The 20,883-nt window shown below is 69.1% G+C and carries 21 protein-coding genes, 1 tRNA gene and 1 riboswitch; of the genes, 12 read left to right on the top strand and 10 right to left on the bottom strand.

Features of this window, described 5'->3' with window-relative positions; translation table 11 throughout:
- Positions 1 to 21: 21 nt before the first annotated feature.
- The 4 genes from ACWD11_RS10450 to bcp all read right to left on the bottom strand — a co-directional run bounded on the left by ACWD11_RS10450 (position 22) and on the right by bcp (position 1,862).
- Positions 22 to 104 (bottom strand) — tRNA-Leu (locus ACWD11_RS10450).
- Positions 69 to 617: an HNH endonuclease gene (locus ACWD11_RS10455; protein ID WP_451282435.1), complete on the bottom strand. Its 549-nt coding sequence runs from the start codon at positions 615 to 617 to the stop codon at positions 69 to 71. The genes ACWD11_RS10450 and ACWD11_RS10455 overlap by 36 nt, the downstream gene beginning before the upstream one ends.
- Complete coding sequence (locus ACWD11_RS10460) at positions 614 to 1,255, bottom strand: HNH endonuclease signature motif containing protein (protein WP_451282437.1); 642 nt, start codon at positions 1,253 to 1,255, stop codon at positions 614 to 616. Before ACWD11_RS10460 ends, ACWD11_RS10455 begins: the two co-directional genes overlap by 4 nt.
- A gap of 139 nt (positions 1,256 to 1,394) precedes the next feature.
- Entirely contained in the window at positions 1,395 to 1,862 is a 468-nt protein-coding gene (gene bcp / locus ACWD11_RS10465) for a thioredoxin-dependent thiol peroxidase (RefSeq protein WP_389415761.1), read from the bottom strand.
- A 93-nt stretch (positions 1,863 to 1,955) separates the two neighbouring features.
- Between bcp and ACWD11_RS10470 the strand changes: the two genes are divergently transcribed.
- From ACWD11_RS10470 to ACWD11_RS10480, 3 genes are all read left to right on the top strand, one after another.
- Complete coding sequence (locus ACWD11_RS10470; RefSeq protein WP_451119097.1) at positions 1,956 to 2,285, top strand: DUF3618 domain-containing protein; 330 nt, start codon at positions 1,956 to 1,958, stop codon at positions 2,283 to 2,285.
- 43 nt (positions 2,286 to 2,328) lie between these two features.
- Positions 2,329 to 2,682 (top strand): GroES family chaperonin, encoded by a 354-nt coding sequence (locus tag ACWD11_RS10475; RefSeq protein WP_250076311.1) that lies wholly within the window; start codon positions 2,329 to 2,331, stop codon positions 2,680 to 2,682.
- A 56-nt stretch (positions 2,683 to 2,738) separates the two neighbouring features.
- Positions 2,739 to 2,802: riboswitch (guanidine-III (ykkC-III) riboswitch) on the top strand.
- A 36-nt stretch (positions 2,803 to 2,838) separates the two neighbouring features.
- Positions 2,839 to 3,159 (top strand): DMT family transporter, encoded by a 321-nt coding sequence (locus ACWD11_RS10480; protein ID WP_389415763.1) that lies wholly within the window; start codon positions 2,839 to 2,841, stop codon positions 3,157 to 3,159.
- Here the strand turns inward: ACWD11_RS10480 and ACWD11_RS10485 are convergent, their stop codons facing one another.
- Positions 3,160 to 5,499, bottom strand: coding sequence for a transglycosylase domain-containing protein (locus ACWD11_RS10485; protein WP_451282439.1), 2,340 nt, complete (start codon positions 5,497 to 5,499; stop codon positions 3,160 to 3,162).
- A gap of 204 nt (positions 5,500 to 5,703) precedes the next feature.
- On the opposite strand from ACWD11_RS10485, the gene ACWD11_RS10490 reads away from it, so the two are divergent.
- The 4 genes from ACWD11_RS10490 to ACWD11_RS10505 are packed head-to-tail and all read left to right on the top strand — an operon-like array spanning position 5,704 to position 9,033.
- On the top strand, positions 5,704 to 6,504 hold the full coding sequence (locus tag ACWD11_RS10490) for an ABC transporter permease (protein ID WP_389415765.1): 801 nt from the start codon (positions 5,704 to 5,706) through the stop codon (positions 6,502 to 6,504).
- Positions 6,497 to 7,318 carry an ABC transporter permease gene (locus ACWD11_RS10495; protein ID WP_389415766.1) on the top strand — a complete coding sequence of 274 codons (822 nt, stop codon included), beginning with the start codon at positions 6,497 to 6,499 and terminating at the stop codon, positions 7,316 to 7,318. Before ACWD11_RS10490 ends, ACWD11_RS10495 begins: the two co-directional genes overlap by 8 nt.
- 6 nt (positions 7,319 to 7,324) lie before the next feature.
- Entirely contained in the window at positions 7,325 to 8,284 is a 960-nt protein-coding gene (locus ACWD11_RS10500; protein ID WP_389415767.1) for an ABC transporter ATP-binding protein, read from the top strand.
- 32 nt (positions 8,285 to 8,316) lie between these two features.
- On the top strand, positions 8,317 to 9,033 hold the full coding sequence (locus ACWD11_RS10505) for a DUF1707 SHOCT-like domain-containing protein (protein WP_451282442.1): 717 nt from the start codon (positions 8,317 to 8,319) through the stop codon (positions 9,031 to 9,033).
- Between the two features lie 21 nt (positions 9,034 to 9,054).
- On the opposite strand, the gene ACWD11_RS10510 is transcribed toward ACWD11_RS10505, so the two are convergent.
- Positions 9,055 to 10,389, bottom strand: coding sequence for an SGNH/GDSL hydrolase family protein (locus ACWD11_RS10510; protein WP_389415769.1), 1,335 nt, complete (start codon positions 10,387 to 10,389; stop codon positions 9,055 to 9,057).
- Positions 10,390 to 10,606: 217 nt separating this feature from the next.
- Here ACWD11_RS10510 and ACWD11_RS10515 point away from each other — a divergent pair, with 217 nt between their 5' ends.
- The 3 genes from ACWD11_RS10515 (at position 10,607) to ACWD11_RS10525 (ending at position 14,142) form a co-directional block, all read left to right on the top strand.
- A complete protein-coding gene (locus ACWD11_RS10515) occupies positions 10,607 to 11,977 on the top strand; it encodes a DUF445 domain-containing protein (protein ID WP_451282444.1) in 1,371 nt (456 codons plus the stop codon).
- Positions 11,978 to 12,034: 57 nt separating this feature from the next.
- The gene (locus ACWD11_RS10520) at positions 12,035 to 13,525 is read left to right on the top strand and encodes an MFS transporter (protein WP_389415771.1); all 1,491 of its coding nucleotides are present in this window, start codon (positions 12,035 to 12,037) and stop codon (positions 13,523 to 13,525) included.
- Between the two features lie 143 nt (positions 13,526 to 13,668).
- A complete protein-coding gene (locus ACWD11_RS10525; RefSeq protein ID WP_389415772.1) occupies positions 13,669 to 14,142 on the top strand; it encodes a carboxymuconolactone decarboxylase family protein in 474 nt (157 codons plus the stop codon).
- Between the two features lie 215 nt (positions 14,143 to 14,357).
- On the opposite strand, the gene ACWD11_RS10530 is transcribed toward ACWD11_RS10525, so the two are convergent.
- The 4 genes from ACWD11_RS10530 to ACWD11_RS10545 all read right to left on the bottom strand — a co-directional run bounded on the left by ACWD11_RS10530 (position 14,358) and on the right by ACWD11_RS10545 (position 18,245).
- Positions 14,358 to 14,660 (bottom strand): hypothetical protein, encoded by a 303-nt coding sequence (locus ACWD11_RS10530; RefSeq protein ID WP_389415773.1) that lies wholly within the window; start codon positions 14,658 to 14,660, stop codon positions 14,358 to 14,360.
- A gap of 134 nt (positions 14,661 to 14,794) precedes the next feature.
- Complete coding sequence (locus ACWD11_RS10535; RefSeq protein ID WP_389415775.1) at positions 14,795 to 15,292, bottom strand: peptidylprolyl isomerase; 498 nt, start codon at positions 15,290 to 15,292, stop codon at positions 14,795 to 14,797.
- A gap of 71 nt (positions 15,293 to 15,363) precedes the next feature.
- Positions 15,364 to 17,040: a glycosyltransferase family 2 protein gene (locus ACWD11_RS10540; RefSeq protein ID WP_451282447.1), complete on the bottom strand. Its 1,677-nt coding sequence runs from the start codon at positions 17,038 to 17,040 to the stop codon at positions 15,364 to 15,366.
- 263 nt (positions 17,041 to 17,303) lie between these two features.
- On the bottom strand, positions 17,304 to 18,245 hold the full coding sequence (locus ACWD11_RS10545) for a helix-turn-helix domain-containing protein (protein WP_451282449.1): 942 nt from the start codon (positions 18,243 to 18,245) through the stop codon (positions 17,304 to 17,306).
- Positions 18,246 to 18,596: 351 nt separating this feature from the next.
- Between ACWD11_RS10545 and ACWD11_RS10550 the strand changes: the two genes are divergently transcribed.
- Both ACWD11_RS10550 and ACWD11_RS10555 read left to right on the top strand, forming a co-directional pair.
- Positions 18,597 to 19,298 (top strand): hypothetical protein, encoded by a 702-nt coding sequence (locus tag ACWD11_RS10550; RefSeq protein WP_451282451.1) that lies wholly within the window; start codon positions 18,597 to 18,599, stop codon positions 19,296 to 19,298.
- Between the two features lie 58 nt (positions 19,299 to 19,356).
- Positions 19,357 to 20,790, top strand: coding sequence for a hypothetical protein (locus tag ACWD11_RS10555; RefSeq protein WP_451282453.1), 1,434 nt, complete (start codon positions 19,357 to 19,359; stop codon positions 20,788 to 20,790).
- Positions 20,791 to 20,883: the final 93 nt, after the last annotated feature.

The raw sequence follows: 20,883 nt of genomic DNA on the forward strand, positions 1-20,883 counted from the left end.
GACTTCAAGGTGCGGGGCCCGTGCGGCCGGTGGGATTCGAACCCACACGGGCTCTCGCCCAAGGGTTCCTAAGACCCTCGCGTATGCCGTTCCGCCACGGCCGCGTGCACGGCCATCGTAGCGGGCGTCGCTTTCCGTCTTCTGCCTCCCCTGCACCAGGTGCTGGTGATTGCGTGGCAGTTGGGGCACAGCAAGCGCAGATTCTCCCGCCGGTCGTCGCTCCAGTCGCCGCTGACGTGATCGACCTCCAGCGTCATGGGCTTGCCGAGCCAATCGGTTCCGACCCCGCACTCCGCACACACTTCGGGGACGCCGACTTCGCGCAGCGCCCGGCGCAGCAAGTACGTCCTTGTCCGGCGGTCGCCGTCGTGCTTGACCAGGATCTCCTCGGGTCGCTTGACGGGGACCGTGCCGGGCTTGCCTCGCTGATGTGCCTGCCCCAGGAAGTGCGCCGTCGTCAGGTGCTCCTCCGCGATCCACTGTCGCAGCAGCGCGCGTTGCCTGTCGCTGTCGGGGCGCCCCAGGCTGCGTAGCACCCCAGCGATGGAGATGGACTCGGCGACGGCCGTGCGCAGCTCCTCGGTTGTGGGGCGAGGCAACCCGCACCATCGGCTCATAGGGTCCTGCCTTTGCCGCGCCCTCGGTAATTGTCCGTCGTCGAGTGGCAGTTGGGGCAGAGGAACCGCAGGTTCTCGATGCGGTTGTCGCGCCAGTTGCCGTTGACGTGGTCGACCTCAAGGGGGAGGGGGAAACCTCGCCAGACGGCGTTCATACCGCACATGGCGCATTGCTCCCGCAGTCCCAGCGCGGTCATCGCCCACTTGAGGCGGTCGCTCGGGATGCGCCGGGCCGCTCCCGGTGGCTGCTCGACGAGCAGCGCTTCCGGTGTCCGGGGTCGCCACGCCTTCCCGCGCTGCGTCGGCAGCCGGAAATGCGAGGTGTCGATCCCGTACGCCTTGATCCGCCGGCTGATGTGCGTGTGGTGCCCGCCGACCACCTCGAGTCCGAGATGCCGCAGCACCTGGCACATGTTCGTCGAGGCCGACACCGCCGCCTGCAGGATCTCCCTCGTCCACTTGACCCCCTCCCGCTCGAAGTGCGAGACATCCACTCCCAGCTTCTTCATCCGCCCCATGACGTACCGGCGGGTCGGACTCCTCGGATCCACCCCCAACCGCCCACAAGCCTCCGACAACGTCCGCGCCCCCCGAGCCGCCTCCTCCAGCCGCTCCCTGGTGTACGTACTGGCCCCCATCGCGCCCCCTCCGTTCCGGCTGCGTGTTCGCAGCTCGTACGGAGTAACGAACCGTTTATCGGACAGTCACGCCCGGCGCATCGAAGCGGCCCGCGCCCGGGGATTCCGGGGCGGGCCGTTCGGCAGGGGAAGCGTCCGCTCAGATGTCCAGGTCCTTGATGATCTTGGCTACGTGGCCCGTCGCCCGGACGTTGTACAGGGCCCGTTCGACCTTGCCCTCCTCGTCCACGACGATCGTGGAGCGGATGACGCCCATGTAGGTCTTGCCGTAGTTCTTCTTCTCGCCGTAGGCGCCGTAGGACTCGGTGACCGACTTCTCCGGGTCCGCCAGGAGCGTCACCTTCAGCGACTCCTTGTCGCGGAACTTCGCCAGCTTCTCCGGGGAGTCGGGGGAGATGCCGATGACGTCGTAGCCCGCTCCGGCCAGGACGTCGAGGTTGTCGGTGAAGTCGCAGGCCTGCTTGGTGCAGCCGGGAGTCAGGGCCGCCGGGTAGAAGTAGACGATCACCTTGCGTCCCTTGTGGTCCGACAGGGAGATCTCATTGCCGTCGGCGTCGGGGAGGGTGAAGGCGGGGGCCACGTCCCCGGGCTGGAGTCGCTCGCTCATCTCGCTAGCGTAACCGGGGGTCCTGACAGTGCGATGGCGCGGAGAGCTGACAGACTGTCCGGAACAATATCAGCGGACTTCGGAGGCCGTACGGTGGCGGAAACGTCGGACACGAGAACCCCGGCGCAGATCGAGGCGGACATCAGGCGCCGCCGCGAAGTGCTGGCCGAAACGCTCGACGAGATCGGGGTTCGGGTCCACCCGAAGACCATCGTCGGGGATGCCAAGGCCAAGGTGGTCTCCAACATCGACCACACCCTCGGGCGGGCCTACGTCCAGGCCAACCGGGTCGTCAGTGACGTCAAGGCGCAGTTCGTCGACGAGGAGGGCGCGCCCCGGCTGGAGCGGGTGGTGCCGGTCGCGGTGCTGCTCGTCGGTGTCGTGGGCCTGCTCGCCGTCGGCACCCGGCGCCGCAAGCGCTGACCCGGCGGCGTACGGAGGCGGTGAAGGCAGGTAGGTTCGAGGTGTGAGCGCCAACAGAAACGACACCCCCCATGACGACAAGCTGCCCATCCGGATGCTGCACGACCGTGTGCTCGTGCGGCAGGACACCAGCGAGGGCGAGCGGCGTTCCGGTGGCGGGATCCTGATTCCGGCCACCGCGGCGGTCGGCCGTCGGCTGGCCTGGGCCGAGGTCGTCGCGGTGGGTCAGAACGTACGGACGGTGGAGCCGGGTGACCGGGTCCTGTTCGACCCGGAGGACCGGGCCGAGGTGGAGGTGCGGGGCATCGCCTATGTGCTGATGCGCGAGCGCGATCTGCACGCGGTGGCCGCCGACCGGTTCGAGGGTTCGGAGGACTCCACGGGTCTGTACCTGTAGTGACGCAGGTGAGAGGGGCCGGTGACCATCGTCACCGGCCCCTTTCGCCGTTCCTTTGCTAGCTTTGAAGGCAGCCCCGACGAGACGCGCCGTACCGGGCCAAGGAAAAGACGACGCACCGACGTCCGTCCGTTTCCGTCTCCCGGAGGTTTTCCCATGGCCTGGGTTCTGCTCGTCGTCGCCGGTCTGCTCGAGGTCGGCTGGTCGGTCGGGATGAAGTACACCGACGGGTTCACCCGTCTCGTGCCCAGCCTGTTCACCGGCGCCGGCATCGTCGCCAGCATGCTGCTGCTGTCCTATGCGGCCCGTTCCCTGCCCATCGGCACCGCCTACGGCGTGTGGGTCGGTATCGGGGCGGCCGGTGCGGCGGTGGTCGGCATGGTGGCGCTGGGTGAGCCGGCGACCGCCGCCCGGATCTTCTTCGTCTGTCTGCTGCTGGTCGCCGTGGTGGGGCTCAAGGCGACCAGCGGGCACTGATCAGTCGCTGCGCCGGGGCCAGTACATCGCGCCCGCTGTCGTCCCGTCGGTGGTGCCGCCGTCCGCCGTACCGCCCTCGGTCGTGTCACCGGTGGTGCCGCCGTCCGCGGTGCCGCCTCCGGTGGTGGTGTCGTCACCGGTGGTGCCGCCGTCCGTCGTCCCCCCGTCGGTGGTGGTGCCGCCGTTGGTGGTGGTGCCGCCGTCCGTCGTGCCGCCCCCGGTGGTCGGGGTAGCGCTGGTGGTGGTGCCGCTCGCCGTCGGCGTCTCGGCGCCCGGTGTCGGGCCGTCGCTCTCGGTCCCGTCCGTGGTCGGATCGCCGGACGGTTCCACGGGCGGCGGCTGGACGGCGTCGGCGCCGTCCTGGAGCTCCAGGTCGAAGTCGGTGACCGGTTCGCCCTTCAGGGCGTCCTTGGTGAACTGCGCCCAGATCTCCGCGGGCGCCCCGCCGCCGTTGATGCGGGGCAGGCCCATCACGTTGTAGAGCGACTTGTGCTCGGCCGTGACCGGGTCCTGGCCCATCACGGCGACGACGGTGGCGAGTTCGGGTGTGTAGCCGGCGAACCAGGCCGCCATGTCCTCCTCCGCGGTGCCGGTCTTGCCGGCGGCCGGCCGGCCCGCGGCCTGGGCGGCGGTGGCGGTGCCGGACTCGACGACGCTCTGCAGCACCGAGGTGGTGGTGTCGGCGGCCTGCCGGCTGACGGCCTGCGACGTCTTGCGCTTCGGCAGGTCGATGACGTCGGCGCCGTCCTTGGTGATCCGCTCGATCATGGTGTACGTGCCGTGCTTGCCGTGGTTGGCGAGCGTGGCGTAGGCCTCGGCCATGTCGAGGACGCTGGCGGTGGCGGTGCCGAGCGCGATCGACGGGTAGGGCTCCAGGTCGGGGGTGCCCTCGGGCAGGCCGAGGTCGATCGCGGTCTGCTCGATCTTCTCGGGGCCGACGTCCACGGCCATCTGCGCGTACACCGAGTTCACCGACTTGTCGGTGGCCTCGCTGACGCTGATGTCGCCGTAGGAGACGTAATCCTCGTTCTCCGGGGCGTAGGTCTCGCCGGTCCAGCCCTCGACGGGGCGCTCGTTGGTGCCGTCGTAGACGGTGTAGGGGGTGATGGGGCGGCCGTCCTGGGTGGTGGAGTCGTTCTCGACGGCCGAGGTGAACACGAACGGCTTGAAGGTGGAGCCGACCTGGAAGTCGCGGCGGGTGGCGTTGGGGGTGTACTGCTTGACGTAGTCGATGCCGTTGTACATCGCGACGACCTTGCCCGTCCTGGGGTCGACGGAGGCGCCGCCCGCGCGGACGTAGGAGTCGACCTTGCGGGCCTTGGGGTCGAGCTTGTCCATCAGCTGCTCGTCGACGGCCTTGACGAAGGCGTCCTGCTTGGACTTGTCCAGGGTGGTGGTGATGCGGTAGCCGCCGGCGTTGAGTTCGTCCTCGTCGAGGATCCGGTTGGCGATGAGGTAGTCCGTGACGATCCGCACGAGGTAACCGCGCTGCCCGGACAGGCTGGTGGAGACCGTGGCCTCCTTGGGCATCGGGAACTTCAGGCCCGCCCGCTCGGACGCGCCGAGCCAGCCCTCCTTGACCATGCCGTCCAGGACGTAGGTCCAGCGGGCGTGCGCCGCCGCCTTGTTCTCGGGGTGGGCGACGACGTCGTACTCGCTGGGCGCGTTGAGCAGGGCGGCCAGGTAGGCGCCCTGGGCGGCGGTGAGTTCGGCGGCGTCGACGCCGTAGTAGGCGTGGGCGGCGGCCTGGATGCCGTAGGCGTTGCGGCCGAAGTAGCTGGTGTTGAGGTAGCCCTCGAGGATCTGGTCCTTGGACTCGGTGCGGTCCAGCTTGACCGAGATGAAGAACTCCTTCACCTTGCGGGTGACGGTCTGCTCCTGGGCCAGGTAGTAGTTCTTCACGTACTGCTGGGTGATCGTGGAGCCGGACTGCTTGCCCTTGCCGGTGGCGGTGTTCCAGCCGGCCCGCAGCATGGCCTTGGGGTCGATCGCGGACTCGCTGTAGAAGTCGCGGTCCTCGGCGGCCAGTACGGCGTTGCGGGCGTCCTTGGAGATCTGCGCGAGGTTGACGTTCTCCCGGTTGACCTCGCCGTCGCGGGCGAGCTGGGAGCCGTCGGCGTACAGGAAGATGTTGCTCTGCTTGATGGCGAGCGCGTTGGCCGGCGGGATCTTGACCAGGGAGTAGCCGAGGAAGAACAGGCCGGCCAGCAGCAGTACCCCGACGACGAACGTCCCGAGCACCATCCGCCAGGTCGGGATCAGCCGGCGCCAGCCGGTGCGCTTGGGCCGCTCGGGCCGCTCGGTCGGCTGGTCTTGCTGCGGTTGTGGCTCGTCGCTCATCTCGTGCACGGACTCCTGTTTCGCGTTGTACGTTCCCGTACGACCTCGTACGCGTTCTGCGCCCCCTGTTGAAGACTCTCGCACCAAGGGTTCCGTTCCCTGATCGCGGCACGCTTCGGCATCGGAAAATGCGTGGCGTGCGTCACCACCTGCGCACTAGGCTCCTGCGCTTTGGTGTGCGGCGGGCCGAGGAGGGGTGGGGCTGTGGGTTCCGGACGGTTGTACGCGGCCGTCGCGGCGGGGGGATTCAGACGGTACGCGACCTATCGGGCGGCCACCGCGGCCGGGGTGTTCACCAACACGGTCTTCGGGATCATCCTGGTGTACACCTACCTGGCGCTGTGGGACGAGAGACCGCACCTCGGGGGGTACGACCAGACCCAGGCCGTCACCTATGCGTGGCTCGGCCAGGCCCTGTACTCGACGCTGGCGATCCAGGGCGGGGGTGCGGAGAAGGACCTGATGGCGCGGATCCGCACCGGGGAGATCGCGGTCGATCTGTACCGGCCCGCCGATCTTCAACTGTGGTGGCTGGCGAGCGACATGGGCCGGTCGGTGTTCCAGTTGCTGGGCCGCGGGGTGATCCCGTTCGCCTTCGGTGCGCTGTTCTTCCCGATGGCGCTGCCGGGGGATGTCACCACCTGGGCGGCCTTCCTGGTCGCGGTGGTGCTGGCGATGATCGTCAGCTTCGGGATCCGTTATCTCGCGGCGCTGACGATGTTCTGGCTCATGGACGACCGGGGCATCACCCAGACGATGATGATCGCCGGGATCTTCTGCTCCGGCATGACGCTGCCGCTGAACGCCTTCCCGGACCCGTTCGGGGACATCGTGCAGGCGCTGCCGTGGGCGGCGCAGCTGCAGATGCCGGCGGATGTGCTGATGGGGGAGGTGTCGCCCTGGACCGCGTACGCCTTCCAGGCCGGCTGGGCGGTGGTGCTGCTGGCGGCGGGAAGGCTGCTGCAGTCGGCGGCGACGCGGCGGGTGGTGGTGCAGGGTGGCTGAGGCGTCCCGGATGCGGGAGGGGCTGCGGGCCTACGGGCTGATCGCCGGGATGTGGATCCGCGCGACGATGACCTACCGCACCTCCTTCGCGCTCACGGTGGTGGGGAACCTGCTGATCACGGGGCTGGACTTCGCCGCGATCCTGCTGATGTTCTCGCAGGTCGACTCGCTCGGCGGCTGGACGCTGCCCGAGGTGGCCCTGCTGTACGGGCTGTCGGCGACCGCGTTCGGCTTCGCCGATCTGCTGCTCGGCTCGATGGACGTGCTGGGCGGCCGGATCCGGGACGGTTCCTTCGACACGCTGCTGGTGCGGCCGGCGCCGGTGCTCGCCCAGGTCGGCGCGGACCGGTTCGCGCTGCGCCGGCTGGGCCGGATCACCCAGGGCCTGCTGGTGCTGGGGTGGGCGCTGACGGCCGTCGACGTGGAGTGGACGGCGGCGAAGGTGCTGCTGGTGCCGGTGATGGTGGTCTGCGGGGCGGTGATCTTCGGGTCGCTGTTCGTGGCGGGGGCGGCCTTCCAGTTCGTGGCGCAGGACGCGGCCGAGGTGCAGAACGCGTTCACCTACGGCGGGGGCACGCTGCTGCAGTATCCGCCGACGGTGTTCGGGACGGATCTGGTGCGCGGGGTGACCTTTGTGCTGCCGCTCGCCTTCGTCAACTGGGTGCCGGCGTCCTATGTGCTGGGGCGGCCCTATCCGCTGGGGCTGCCGGAGTGGGCCGCGTTCGCACCGCCGCTGGTGGCGGGAGGGTTCGGGGTGCTGGCGGGCTGGGCCTGGCGGGCGGGGCTTCGGGCCTATCGGAGTACGGGGAGTTGAGGGTGCGTGTTCATTGAGGTGGACGGTGTCGAGAAGGTCTTCGACGTGCGCAGGAAGACCGGGTTCCTGAAACGGGAGCGGCGCCAGGTGCGGGCGGTGGACTCAGTCTCCTTCACGGTGGCGCGGGGTGAGATGGTCGGGTACATCGGGCCGAACGGCGCGGGCAAGTCGACGACGATCAAGATGCTGACGGGGATCCTGACGCCGAGCGGAGGCCGGCTGCGGGTCGCCGGCGTCGATCCGTCCCGTGAGCGCAGGCGCCTGGCGCACCGCATCGGCGTGGTCTTCGGGCAGCGCACCACCCTGTGGTGGGACCTGCCACTGATCGACTCCTACCGGCTGATGCACCGCATGTACCGCATCCCGGACGCCCGTTACCGGGAGAACCTCGACCGGTGCGTGGAACTGCTGGAGCTGGGCGGCCTGTTGGAGGTTCCGGTGCGGCAGCTGTCGCTGGGGCAGCGGATGCGCGGGGACATCGCGGCGGCGCTGCTGCACGACCCCGAGGTGCTGTACCTGGACGAGCCGACGATCGGCCTGGACGTGATCTCCAAGGCGAAGGTCCGCGGTTTCCTGCGGGAGTTGAACGGGGAGCGCGGCACGACGGTGCTGCTGACCACGCACGACCTCCAGGACATCGAGCAGCTCTGCTCGCGGGTGATGGTCATCGACCACGGGCGCATGGTCTACGACGGGGCGCTCGCCGGGCTGCACGAGGTGGGCGGGAGCGAGCGGACCCTGGTGGTCGACCTGGAGCGGGAGCTGCCGCCGATCGAGGTGGGCCCGGCGGCGCGGGTGGTGCGGGTGGAGGGGCCGCGGCAGTGGCTGGCGTTCCCGGCGGGGGAGTCGGCGGCGGGACTGGTGGCGCGGGTCGCGGCGGAGTATCCGCTGGTGGACCTGTCGGTGCGGGAGCCGGACATCGAGGCGGTGATCGCCCGGATGTACGCGGAACGGGCCGGTGCGTAGTGCCGGGCCGGTGGAACTCGTAGGCTGCTGCCATGACCGACGACCTCCCGGAGCTGAGAGCATCCGACGCCGATCGTGAGCGAGTCGCCGAGGTCCTGCGGGACGCCCTGGCCGAGGGGCGGCTCGACATGGGGGAGTTCGAGGAGCGGCTGGACGCCACGTACAAGGCACGGACGTACGGGGAGTTGGCGCCGATCACCCGGGACCTGCCGGTGTCACCCGCCGTGAACATGGTGAAGGGGCCCCTCGACGACGGCAGTTGGAGCGGGCGGATCATCGATGGCGAGGGCTCCTCGACGTGGGGCGTGGCGGTGATGTCCGGGTTCGAGCGCAAGGGCCGCTGGACCGTGCCGCGCCGCTTCACCGGCTTCGTCTTCTGGGGCGGTGGGGAACTGGACCTGCGGGAGGCGGACTTCGCGGACCGCGAGGTCGTGATCAACTGCGTGGCGATCATGGGCGGCATCAATGTGATCGTGCCGCCGGGCGTCGAGGTCGTGGTGCGCGGCATCGGCGTCATGGGCGGCTTCGACCATCGCGAGGAGGGCGTACCGGGGGATCCCGGTGCCCCTCGGGTGATCGTGACCGGGTTCGCCTTCTGGGGCGGGGTCGGGGTGGAGCGCAAGGCGACGAAGGCGGAGCGGCAGCGGCTGCGGGAGGAACGCCGCCGCGAGAAGCTGGAACGGAAGGCGCCGCGGCGGGGCCTGGAGGGGCACGGGTTCCACGGGCGGGGGTCCTCGGACGACGCCTGACCACGGCCCGTGCCGCGCGCGTCACAGCTTCGCCGGGGCCGAGCCCTTCAGGTCCTTGAGGTCGAGGGCCTCCGCCATGCGGGCGTAGCCCAGGTCGCTGGGGTGGAGGCGGTCGCCGGAGTCGTACTCGGGGCGCAGCTTGCGGGGGTTGTACGGGTCGCGCAGGGCCTCGTCGAAGTCGGCCACCGCGTCGAAGACGGTGCCGGCCCGGATCTCCGCGTTGATCCGCTGGCGGACCGCTTCCCGCTCGTCGGTGTAGCCCCGGTGGCCCTGGAAGGGCATCAGCGTCGCGCCGATCACCTTCAGGCCGCGGGCGTGCGCCTGGCCGACCATGGTGCGCAGGCCGTCGAGGATCTGGTTCGGGTCGGCCAGTTGCGGGTTGCGCAGGATGTCGTTGACGCCGAGCGCGATGACGACGACCTTCACGTTGGTGCGGTTCAGGACGTCGCGGCTGAAGCGGTCCAGGCCGCTGGGGTTGTCCGCGGGCCGGCCGAGCCCGCCGACCAGGATCCGGTTGCCGCTGATGCCCTGGTTCACCACGCTGTAGCGGGGCACGTTCTCCCCGGCGGCCACCGCCGCGCGCAGCCGCTGCGAAAGGACGTCCGTCCAGCGGCGGTTGGCTCCGGAGGTGGAGGTGATCCCGTCGGTGAGGGAGTCGCCGATCGCGACCACGGTGCCGTCGGCGTCCTTGCTGAGCACGTCCAGCGCGGTGAGGTAGCGCCAGGACCCCACCTCCTCCGTGTACGCCGTGCCGGTGACGTCCTCGGTCCGGTCGCCCTGGGCGACGTAGGAGGTCTGGCGCGCGTGCGGGTGGTAGGTGACCGGGCCGGAGCGGGTGGGGGAGTAGATCGTGACCAGGACGTCGGTGTTCGCCGGGACGCTCACCCGGACCGCGTCGCTCATCACCTGCCCGCCCGTCGGGATCACGACCGTGGTGTTGCCGCCGAAGGTGAGCCGCCGCATGGACTGCGTCACCGCGGCAGGCGTGCCGGAGCCCGCGGCGACGGCGACCGAGGCGTGCGTGATCGTCAGCGGGGACTGGCCGTAGAGATTGGACAGCGTGATGCGGGCACTCGTACCTCCGACGCCGGTGTGGACGACGTTGCGGACCGAGCGGCCCGCCATGCCGTCCGTCTCGGTGCCCGGCTCGGCGGCGGCCGGGGACGTCGACCAAGTGCTCACCCAGGTGCCGGTGGAGACCGGCGCGGCGGGATTGCGCGGGGTGTTCCCGCTGGCCAGGGTGGACTGGTGGTTGCTGCCGTCGTCGGCGGTGACTCCGACGTAGATCGCCGCGGACAGCCCCAGGACGAGGGCGACGATGGCGGAAAGCAGGGCATAACCGTGGTGCCTGGTCATGCGGTGCGGTCTCCTCGGACGAATGGGAGCCCGAAGCTCCGATGTGATCACCTCATGATGCGTCATGAGGATGGGGGGAGATGAACAGACCCCCCATTGGGCCGTGGAGTTCCCCAGTGTGCTCCCCCCACGGGACAGACGCCGGGAACTCTCGTTTCGTTCCAGGAGTCGGTCATGAAGGGACAATATGTAGGGGGACCGCGAACGGGTGGAGTGGATGGAACGATCGAAAACCGGCGAAACGGAGTCTTCGGACGTGAAGGAGCATGCCCGGCGGGACACACCGGCCAACCCTGCCGGCGCCCCCGCCTCGGCCGTCCGTGCCATGACCACCTTCAGCGCCGCCGACGAGGAGAAGCAGCGCGGCGTACGCCGGATGAAGCTCACCGCGGTCGGCCTGCTGCTCTTCGTGGCCCTGGTGTACGTCCTCGCCAAATGGGCGCAGACCTCCGGGGCCGGCGCCTGGACCGGCTATGTCGCCGCCGCCGCCGAGGCCGGCATGGTCGGCGCGCTGGCCGACTGGTTCGCGGTCACCGCCCTGTTCCGCCACCCCCTCGGCATCCCCATCCCGCACACCGCGATCATCCCCACCAAGAAGGACCAGCTCGGCGTCTCCCTGGGCGAGTTCGTCGGCGAGAACTTCCTCTCCGAGGACGTCGTACGGCAGCGGCTGCGTGCCGTCGGCATCGGCAGCCGGCTCGGCGTCTGGCTGGCCGATCCCGAGCATGCCGACCGGGTGACGGCGGAGCTGTCGGCGGCGCTGAGGGGCGCGCTGACGGTGCTGCGGGACTCGGACGTGCAGGCGGTGGTCGGTGAGGCGATCACCCGGCGGGCCGACGCGCAGGAGATCGGCCCCGGCATCGGCAAGATGCTGGAGAAGGTGGTGGCCGACGGCGGCCACCGGCGGGTCGTCGACCTGGTCGTCTCCCGGGCGCATGACTGGCTGATCCTGCATGACGAGCAGGTCATGGACGCCGTCCAGGGCGGGGCGCCCGGCTGGACCCCCCGCTTCGTCGACAAGCGGGTCGGCGAGCGCGTCTACAAGGAGCTGCTGCGGTTCGTCACCGAGATGCGGGACATGCCCTCCCACCCCGCCCGCGGCGCCCTCGACCGCTTCCTCGGCGACTTCGCCTCCGACCTCCAGTCCGACACCGACACCCGGGCCCGCGTGGAGCGGCTCAAGGGCGAGGTGCTCGGCCGGGGCGAGGTGCAGGACCTGATCGCGTCCGCCTGGACGGCCGTACGCTCCATGATCGTCTCGGCGGCGGAGGACGAGCGCAGCGAGCTGCGGCTGCGGATCCGGGCCTCGTTGCTGTCGCTGGGCGCCCGGATGGCCGTCGAGCCGAAGCTGCAGGGCAAGGTCGACAGCTGGGTGGAGGGCGCGGCGGTCTACGTCGTCACGACCTACCGCAAGGAGATCACCTCCCTGATCACGGACACCGTGGCGGGCTGGGACGCCGAGCACACGACCCGGAAGATCGAGGCGAACATCGGCCGCGACCTCCAGTTCATCCGGATCAACGGCACGGTGGTCGGCTCACTGGCCGGACTGGTGATCTACACGGTGTCCCGGGCGCTCGGGGCGTAAGTCCTCGCAGGCCGGGGCACCCGACACGGGTTCCACGCGTCGGAGGGAGCCGTGCCCATGACAGCAGAAGCGTCCGCGTCCGTGCCTGCCGAGACCGGCACCGTCACCACCGCCGTACCGGCCAGACTGGACCGGCTGCCGTGGTCCCGCTGGCACTGGATGATCGTGATCGGCCTGGGCACCGTCTGGATCCTGGACGGTCTGGAAGTGACCATCGTCGGCAATGTCGCCGGCCGCCTCGCCGAGGAGGGCAGCGGCCTCGACATCACCTCCGCCCAGGTCACCGGCACCGCGGCCGCGCTGTACGTGGCCGGCGCCTGCACCGGCGCCCTCTTCTTCGGCCGGCTGACGGACCGCTACGGCCGTAAAAAACTCTTCATGGTCACGCTCGCCGTCTATCTGGCGGCGACCGCGCTGACCGCCCTGTCCTTCGAGTCCTGGTGGTTCTTCCTCTTCCGGTTCCTCACCGGCTTCGGCATCGGCGGCGAGTACGCGGCCATCAACTCCGCGATCGACGAGCTGATCCCCTCCCTCTACCGCGGCCGGGTCGACCTGATCATCAACGGCAGCTACTGGCTCGGCGCGGTCGGCGGAGCCCTGCTCTCCATCGTGATGCTGGACACCGCGATCTTCCCCAAGGACCTCGGCTGGCGGCTCAGCTTCGCCCTCGGCGTCGTCCTCGGCCTGGTCATCCTGCTGGTCCGCCGGCATGTCCCGGAAAGTCCCCGCTGGCAGCTCATCCACGGCCGGGGCGAGGACGCGGAGGAACTGGTGTCCGGGGTGGAGCGCGAGATCGAGCGCGAGAACGGCCGGCCGCTGCCGCCCGCCGGCGCGGAGATCACCATCCATCAGCGCAAGAGCATCGGCTTCGGCCTGATCGCCCGCACGGTCTTCGCCCGTTACCCGCGCCGCGCGATCCTCGGCCTGTCCCTCTTCATCGGCCAGGCGTTCCTCTACAACGCCATCACCTTCGGCTTCGGCGCCATCCTCACGACCTTCTACGACATCCCGCCCGGCCGCACCGGCTACTACTTCGCCGTCATCGCCGCCGGGAACTTCTTCGGCCCGCTGCTGCTCGGCCGGCTCTTCGACACGGCCGGCCGGCGGATCATGATCAGCTCGACGTATCTGCTCTCCGGTCTGCTGCTGTTCGGCACGGCCTGGCTCTTCGACCGCGGCTCGCTCAGCGCCACCACGCTGACGGCCTGCTGGTGCGTGGTGCTGTTCTTCGCCTCGGCGGGCGCGTCCAGCGCGTATCTCACGGTCTCCGAGATCTTCCCGATGGAGACCCGGGCCATGGCCATCGCCTTCTTCTACGCCCTCGGCACCGCCGCCGGTGGCATCAGCGGCCCGCTGATCTTCGCCGACCTGACGGAGTCGGGCGTGGTCGGGGACACCGTGCTGGCCTTCCAGATCGGCGCCGGGCTGATGTGCGCGGCGGGTCTGGTGGCGGCGTTCCTGGCGGTGAACGCGGAGCGGCGGTCGCTGGAGGACATCGCGCGGCCGCTGTCGGAGGTGGAGGCCGAGGGCTCGCAGAAGGTGGCGTGAGCCGCGGTTCATGCGCGGAAGGGCTGCTGTGGCACGGGTGCGAAGGGGCTGCTGTGGCGCGGGTCACACGCGACCGTGTCACACGGGCTCGGGCCGATCCGTCATAGGGGTGTACTCACCCGACGACGGCAGAGGAGCTCGTCATGGAAGCCCGTCTCAACCTCTTCGAGAACCCGGTTCTGGCCAAGGTGCTCCGGCACGTCAACGCCGCGGCCCAGGTGGTCTCGGACGCGGGAGTGCCCGCGTCCACCCTGGAACTGGTGAAGATCCGCGCCAGCCAGATCAACGGCTGCGGCTTCTGCACCGACATGCACACCAAGGACGCCGCCGCGGCCGGGGAGACCGCCCAGCGCCTCCACCTGGTCGCCGTCTGGCGCGAGGCCAAGGTCTTCACCGAGGCGGAGCGCGCCGCGCTCGACCTGGCGGAACAGGGCACCCGTATCGCCGACGCCGCCGGCGGTGTCCCGGACGAGGTGTGGGAGAACGCCGCCAAGCACTACGACGAGGAGCAGCTGGGGGCGTTGGTGGCGATCATCGCGCTGATCAACACGTACAACCGGGTCAACGTGCTCCTCCAGCAGCCGGCGGGGGACTACCAGGTGGGGATGTTCGGCTGAGGCGGGCGGAGTGCCCCGGGCTTGGGGGGGGCGGGGGCGCCGGGGCCCGGGCTCGGGGAGCCGGGAGTGGGGGCGCTGGGGTTTCTGAGGTGAGCGCCCCCGGCCTGCCCGGCGGGCCGTAGGCGGCCGTACCGGTCGAGGGTGGTCCGTGGTGTCGGCCGTACGGGCCGAGGGTGGTGCGCGCCGGCCGTACGGGCCGATGCCCCCCCGCGGCTTCAGCCGTTGCGGTCGGCCACTGCCCAGGACGCCAGGGCCACGGCTCCGGCCACGCCGAGCACGGCGGGCCAGGCGCCGACCTTCTTGGCCAGCGGGTGCGATCCGGCGAAACCGGCGACGTAGGCGGCCGTCAGCGCGCCCGCGGCCGGTCCGCCGGCCCGCTGCCGCCACTGCTTGGCCGCGGCCGCCCCGGCGGCGGCCAGCACGACACCGCCGAGCGGCCGCTTCTTCGTCCACCGGGCCACGCCGTACCCGCCGACGAGCCCGCCCGCGGCGATCATCGCGCTGGGAATCTTCGCCATGTCTGCCTGCCTCCTGCTGTGTGACTGGTGTGCACGAGGCTAATCGTCACGCTCGACACTCACTCGAGGCGCCGGGACGTGAGAAGGCCGGGGCGATGGTGCACGCCCCGGCCGTCAGCGCTGGGTGTTGCTCGTCAGAGCTGGCCCGCCGCCGAGATCGTCACCTTCGCGGACGGCGTGCCGCCCTGGGAGCCCAGCGACTCGATCTTCCGCACGAGCTCCATGCTGGTCTCGTCGGCGACCTCGCCGAACACCACGTGCTTGCCGTCCAGCCAGCCCGTCACGATGGTCGTGATGAAGAACTGGGAGCCGTTGCTGTTCGGGCCGGCGTTGGCCATCGAGAGCAGGCCCGGGCGGTCGTGCTTGAGCTTGAAGTTCTCGTCGGCGAACTTCTCGCCGTAGATGCTCTTGCCGCCGGTGCCGTTGCCCCGGGTGAAGTCACCGCCCTGGAGCATGAACTCCGGGATGATGCGGTGGAAGGAGGACCCGGCGTAGCCGAAGCCCTTCTCGCCGGTGGCGAGGGCGCGGAAGTTCTCCGCGGTCTTCGGGACGACGTCGTCGAAGAGGTTGAAGTTGATGCGCCCGGCGGGCTCGTCGTTGATGGTGATGTCGAAATAGACCTTGGTCGTCATACCCCCCATCCTGCACCCTCCGGTCCCGTGGCACTGCCGCAGGGCCTCAAGGAGGACGTCATGGCGTCCGCTCAGCCGCCCTTGGGAGTGCTCCAGGGATCCGCCCGCCGCGCCAGCCGGCCCGCCCTGCGGCGCAGTGCCGGCGGGAGGCGGTGGAGGAGCTTGCGGGTCGTTCGGCGCAGGTCGGGGGAGGTGGTCGCGTGGAGGAGCAGGCGGTGGTGGAGGGCCGTACTGCCCGGCGGGCCCACCGACACGGACAGTTGCGCGTCCCGGGGTGTCCGGGTCGGGATGACCAGGCGGGACGGCCGGCCCACCGTGGCCGTGGGTGGTGTGCCGGAGGAGCCGTCCAGGACGACTCGGGCCCGGCGGCCGACCCCCAGGAGCTGCGCGCTCGCCCACACCAGGTGCGTGCCGGGAGGCAGGGGCTCGCCCGCGGCCAGGGTCAGCGGGTCGATCGTCGTCGTACCCGACAGCAGGACGCGGTGGCGGCCGCCGCCCGCCGGTCGCGTCCGCGGTGTCAGATCCCCGTCCGGGAACCACCACGCGTCGCGGGTCGTGTCATGGGTCAGCAGTTCGCCCTCGGCGTACACCAGGGGGTCCCGGACCTCCCAGTCCTCGGCACCCTCGATGCCGTCGAGGAACTCGGGGTCCAGGCACAGACGGCCGCCCTGGCGTTCGTACAGCGTGAGAGGTTCGCCGTCCGGGCGGAGCATCTCGATGGTCGTGGTGACGCGCAGCCCGCCATCGCTCCAGCGGATGTCCTCCACCGTGAGGCGCGGCCTGACCCCTCTTACCCTCCGAGCCAGTTCGATCAGTGAGTCCAGCCGGCCCTCCTCCAGCAGCGCGCCTCGCAGGCGGGAGATCGGGGGCAGTCCCTCGCGTACACCCGGCGGGAAGCAGTCGAGGGCCATACGGCGGACCGTGGTGAAGTAGCGGTCCAGGGCCGGGCCCGAGCGCTGGAGGATCCTCGGCTCGCTCACCGGACGCAGGAGTTCCACCCGGTAGGAGCGGCGCAGGAGGTCGTCCTGGAGCGGGCCGGGGTCCGTGGCCTCCTTCACCGCGTCCACCACCGTGCGCAGGTAGGCGTAGTACGCCTCCGGGGTGGTGGCCGAGGCGCTGGTATTGCCGCCGTCCTCCCGGCGGTTCCAGACGTAGCAGGGCGCGGCGAGGATCGAGACGGTCCCGGCGCGCACGTAGGCGCGGGCCATGAACAGCTGATCCTCCAGGCGCACCCGGCCCTCCGGGAATTCGATACCGTGTTCGAGGAGGAAGGCCCGGCGGAACATCTTGTGCGGGGTCAGGCTCTCGAAGAGCGGGGCGTCGGCGGCGGTGCAGCGGTCGACGGTACGTCGGAAGACTCGGCTGGGCGCCTGCATCGTGCCGATCACCCGGCCCAGGACGATGTCGGAGCCGTTGCGCGCCGCGATGCGGTACAGGTTCTCCAGCGCCGCCGGCGTCAGCTCGTCGTCCTGGTCGACGAACTGCACGTACTCGCCCCTGGCGTGCCGGACGCCGACGTTGCGGGGTTTGCCCGGCCAGCCGGAGTTCTCCTGGTGAACGACGCGTACGTGCGGATGCCGGGCCGCCAGCCGGTCCAGGCGGGCACCGGAACCGTCGGTCGAGCCGTCGTCGACGTAGACGATCTCGTAGGCGTCACGGCCGATGCTCTGGTGGAGGAGGGAGGGGGCGCAGCGGGCCAGGTATCCGCCGGCGTTGTGGACGGGGACGATGACGCTGACCTTGAGCATGGGGCTCCCCGGGGGCTCAGCTGGGGTTCACCTGTGGGTAATGACACGTTATCGCCAGGTACGCGGCAAACTGCGATCTCGCGGCCAGAAACCCTCAAGCAGTGGGTAGTGGCGGGTGCTCGCCACTGTCGGCAGGCGGCGGTTGCTCATGCCATGCCTTGGGCTTGTCACCAACCGCCGTGGTGTGGGAAGAGCCCTCCAACGCAAACCGCTCCGTCCGCAATGAACTCGGCGTCGATCCGAGAGCTCACTCGGCCGGCCGACTACCTCAACGCTGCATGCAGTACAGCGCCGGCATCCTCCACCGCTCCCTCGTCATGCAGCACCAGAGCAACCGCCAGGACGTGCCGGTCTGTCTGGTCTCGGCCGTAAACGTGGATCAGGTTGTCGGCGAGATGATCCCGCTTGTGCTGTCTCAACTCGACTATGACAAAAGCGGTCTCGGCAGGGCTCAGCACCTCCACGGCACCTTGCCGGAGGAGGGTAAGCGCGGAGTCCTGCTTCCCGGCGGTGTCCAGCGCCTCAGCCTGTGCAGCCAGCTGCCGTGCCGCAATCACTTCTTTCGTGCTCCGCTGCCGGTCCCTCCGATGGCGATGGACCGGCAGCGGAGTCCTGGAAGCCTTGGCCATGGCCAGACGTGCTTGGAGGCCGGCTTCAACGGTCTCCAATTCGAGGACCGCAGCCCGTAGCGTCGCTACCTCACCTCGAAGAGCTGTCAACTGTGCAGCTCTGGCATCCAATTCCCGCTGTCGGCCAGCGCACGTGGAGCAAGGGGCGTTGACCTGCTGCGTAAGAGAGTCCAGTCGCTCTCCCAGCTCGATGCAGAGCTTGCATCCCCGCCGCTCGCCCTCGGCACTGGCGCGGAGCGCTAGCAGCTCGTCGCGGGTGACACCGACATCTTGACCGCTCATTGCAGCATCGGCAGAGGCTTCCCTGAGCAGGTCTTCAACGAAACGCTCTGGAGGAACCCGGGGGCTGTTCAGATACCTCGACAACGAATCGGCGGTGCAGCCGAGGCGCTCTGCCGCTTCCGCCTGAGTGGGACTGCTGGATCCCGGCGCATCCGAACCTTGTCGACTAAGCAGACGACACAGCGCTCGCAGCGCCAGCGCGAGCTGCCGCTTCCGGAGAGGTACGTCCTCGTGGAACCCTTTCTCGGGATCCAGCCAGCCGCGCGTTGCCGGGCTGCCTGCGGCTGATGGCATGAGGTTCTCACCCTCCTGGACCGGTCCTGCGCCGTGGAGCCAGCCGCCCCAAAGCCTGTCCTCAAGCGGCAATTGTGCCCTAGGGGATGCGCTCCTGCGCCTGCATTTTCTACCTTCCTGGAGCTACTGGGACTTGCTCTTAAAGAGCAAGTCCCAGTAGCTGGGATTGCTTTTTGAGAGCAAGTCGGGAAGGGCTGGACTTTGGTCCACGCGTGGTGTCAGCTGGATGAGCCGCTGCGGAGCGGGGGATCGCGGAGTCCGCGTCCTGCTCACTATCCGTTGCAGCTGGCGCACGCTTCGGAGCAAAAGGCTTGCTAATGGCAGGAGTTCCAGGAGTTCACGGAGGGGTCAATGACGGAAATTCCGTCCTATCGGGACAATAAGTTCGGGAGCATGGTGCGGGCCGCGCTTTGGTTGATCACCGAGGTGGGAGAGGGGAACGTCTTCACCAAGGCCCAGTTGCGTGAAGCCTTCCCTGACGTTGCGCAGATCGACCGTAGGTTGAGGGACCTGCGTGATCACGGTTGGCAGATTGACACCAGCCGTGATGACCCCTCCCTTCTCCAGCAAGAGCAGCGATTCGTCATCAGGGGCACTGACGTCTGGGTCCCCGGCAAGTCGAAGGCGCCGAAGCACAAGGCCAGCCTCACCGCTTCCCAGCGCGCGAAGGTCCTTCAGGACGACAACCACCTGTGCCGGTCGTGCGGTGTCGGGGCCGGCGAGACGTACGAGGACGGCGGCGGAATCGAGCTTTCCAAGCTCAACGTCTCCCGGCGTAGGGTGCTCAACTCGGACGGGACCGTTGAACACCAACTCGTCACCGAATGCAAGAGGTGCGGGACCGGAGGCGGTTCTGACCGAGAGGTCGACCTCGGCGCATTGCTGGAACTCGTTGAGTCTTTGGCTCCATTGGAGCAGCGCCTATTTTCCAAGTGGATTGATGCCGACCAACGAACGTTCAGCCCGCTGGAGAAAGTCTGGGGTATCTACCGGACGCTGCCCCGGGAGTCGCGTGCCGCGGTGGCGCAGGCGATCGACGACATGGCTGACTGACGTAGAAACCGGCGACCGAAGCTGACAGGACCGGCGACAGAAATGGATGGGGAGAGAGATGGTACGGGAGTTCCCGCCGCCGCCGCGCGCAGAGCAGTTCAGTGAGCTGATCAAGAAGAGGCTGGAGGAGGTGAGGGCCGCCGGAGGCACCCGGGAGACCGTCACGGTCGACTGGAATGGACAGCAGATTCACGTCGATGTCATCGATCTCCCCTTGAGCGACCTCTACCTCAACCCGGGTACACACCGGATTCGTGCCCAGCGCAGTCACAAGCCGGACCAGGACCGGAACCTGTCCGACGAACCCTTCGGAGAGACAGCCCAGAGCTACTTGCGCAGTCTGCTCCAGGCTCGACCGTCCGACCCGAACTTGCGGGACCCTGAATTTGACAAACTCAAAGAGGATCTCGAGAAGTTCGGCCAGAACGACCCTGGGCTGGTCACCCACCACGGTGTGCTGGTGAACGGCAACACGCGTGCTGTCGCTCTGCGGGAGCTTGGCAGGCAGTCAATGAGGGTGGGCGTACTTCCGTCGTCGTTCACCCAGGCGGACATCGATGCCGTAGAGCTGGCTCTTCAGCTTCGCCAGGACCAGCGGCGCGATTACTCGTACATCAACCGGCTGCTCGCCATGGAAGAGCAGGCGACACTGGGCCGTACGCCCGAGCAGATCGCCAAGGAGTTCCGGATCCGGACGGCGACGTACCACCAGGAACGGTGGATCCTCAGTGTGATCAAAGAGCTGAACGACCGCAGCGCGAGTGGCGGGGGCGTTGCGCTGCGGCTTGTGGACTGGGAGGGAGCCCAGGAGCGCCTCAAGGAACTCCAGCGGCTCTACGTGAAGCTGGAGTCCCTCGACCAGGACCAGGCGGAAATCATGAAGGAGCGGCGTCTGGCGGCGATCCTGCTCAATTTCTCGAAGACGGACGTGCGTCATATCGACGAGATGTTCTTGGCTGAGGGGTATCTGGAGAAGACCCTGCCGGCGGAACTGGCGGATAACGGTACGGCCTCGCTACCCGAGTCGGTGTCCATCCCCGGGCTTGGCTTGGACGTGCCGACGGCTTCGTCGGCCGTATCGGCTGCCCGTGCGTTGAACGACCGTATCCTCCGCGCGGCGGCCACAGTCCGAAGTGCGACGGCGGGGGTGTCCGACAGCGAAAAGGCCTCGGCTCAGGCGCTGCTCGACCAGGCCAGGGATGCCTTCGACCAGGCGATTGAGACCTCTGGCCGTGACGCCCGGCTCCGCAAGCGCAAGCAGCTCGCGCCGGCCCGGCTCGCGGACGCCTGTGCCAACATTGACCAGTGCGTTATCGAGCTGGTGCAGGCTCGTACGTCAAACAGCCTAGACGAGGAGGCTTTCGACGAGGCTGTGCTCAAACTCCAGGTCAGCCTCCGCAAGCTCGCCCAGCAGGCCGGACGTGGCATCCCGAACCCCGGCGATGGCGTCTCTTGGCTTCTCGCCGCTGCCACTGCGGAGGGCTCCCAGTGACGGAAACGTCCTTGCACCTAGGGTTCGATGACTCGCGAACCCGTGTGGTCCTGCGGACCACAGACCAGTACCGACAAGAACTCGTCCAGCTTG

The organism is Streptomyces sp. NPDC002776 (genome assembly GCF_053592195.1).

Excerpts from the sequence above, each read along its gene's own strand:
- ACWD11_RS10540 (WP_451282447.1), bottom strand. The coding sequence starts at position 17,040 with ATGCTCAAGGTCAGCGTCATCGTCCCCGTCCACAACGCCGGCGGATAC.
- ACWD11_RS10535 (WP_389415775.1), bottom strand. The coding sequence starts at position 15,292 with ATGACGACCAAGGTCTATTTCGACATCACCATCAACGACGAGCCCGCC.
- ACWD11_RS10545 (WP_451282449.1), bottom strand. The coding sequence starts at position 18,245 with ATGCCATCAGCCGCAGGCAGCCCGGCAACGCGCGGCTGGCTGGATCCC.
- ACWD11_RS10460 (WP_451282437.1), bottom strand. The coding sequence starts at position 1,255 with ATGGGGGCCAGTACGTACACCAGGGAGCGGCTGGAGGAGGCGGCTCGG.
- ACWD11_RS10515 (WP_451282444.1), top strand. The coding sequence starts at position 10,607 with ATGGAACGATCGAAAACCGGCGAAACGGAGTCTTCGGACGTGAAGGAG.
- ACWD11_RS10525 (WP_389415772.1), top strand. The coding sequence starts at position 13,669 with ATGGAAGCCCGTCTCAACCTCTTCGAGAACCCGGTTCTGGCCAAGGTG.
- ACWD11_RS10480 (WP_389415763.1), top strand. The coding sequence starts at position 2,839 with ATGGCCTGGGTTCTGCTCGTCGTCGCCGGTCTGCTCGAGGTCGGCTGG.
- ACWD11_RS10555 (WP_451282453.1), top strand. The coding sequence starts at position 19,357 with ATGGTACGGGAGTTCCCGCCGCCGCCGCGCGCAGAGCAGTTCAGTGAG.
- bcp (WP_389415761.1), bottom strand. The coding sequence starts at position 1,862 with ATGAGCGAGCGACTCCAGCCCGGGGACGTGGCCCCCGCCTTCACCCTC.
- ACWD11_RS10530 (WP_389415773.1), bottom strand. The coding sequence starts at position 14,660 with ATGGCGAAGATTCCCAGCGCGATGATCGCCGCGGGCGGGCTCGTCGGC.
- ACWD11_RS10520 (WP_389415771.1), top strand. The coding sequence starts at position 12,035 with ATGACAGCAGAAGCGTCCGCGTCCGTGCCTGCCGAGACCGGCACCGTC.
- ACWD11_RS10455 (WP_451282435.1), bottom strand. The coding sequence starts at position 617 with ATGAGCCGATGGTGCGGGTTGCCTCGCCCCACAACCGAGGAGCTGCGC.
- ACWD11_RS10510 (WP_389415769.1), bottom strand. The coding sequence starts at position 10,389 with ATGACCAGGCACCACGGTTATGCCCTGCTTTCCGCCATCGTCGCCCTC.
- ACWD11_RS10550 (WP_451282451.1), top strand. The coding sequence starts at position 18,597 with ATGACGGAAATTCCGTCCTATCGGGACAATAAGTTCGGGAGCATGGTG.
- ACWD11_RS10485 (WP_451282439.1), bottom strand. The coding sequence starts at position 5,499 with ATGAGCGACGAGCCACAACCGCAGCAAGACCAGCCGACCGAGCGGCCC.
- ACWD11_RS10505 (WP_451282442.1), top strand. The coding sequence starts at position 8,317 with ATGACCGACGACCTCCCGGAGCTGAGAGCATCCGACGCCGATCGTGAG.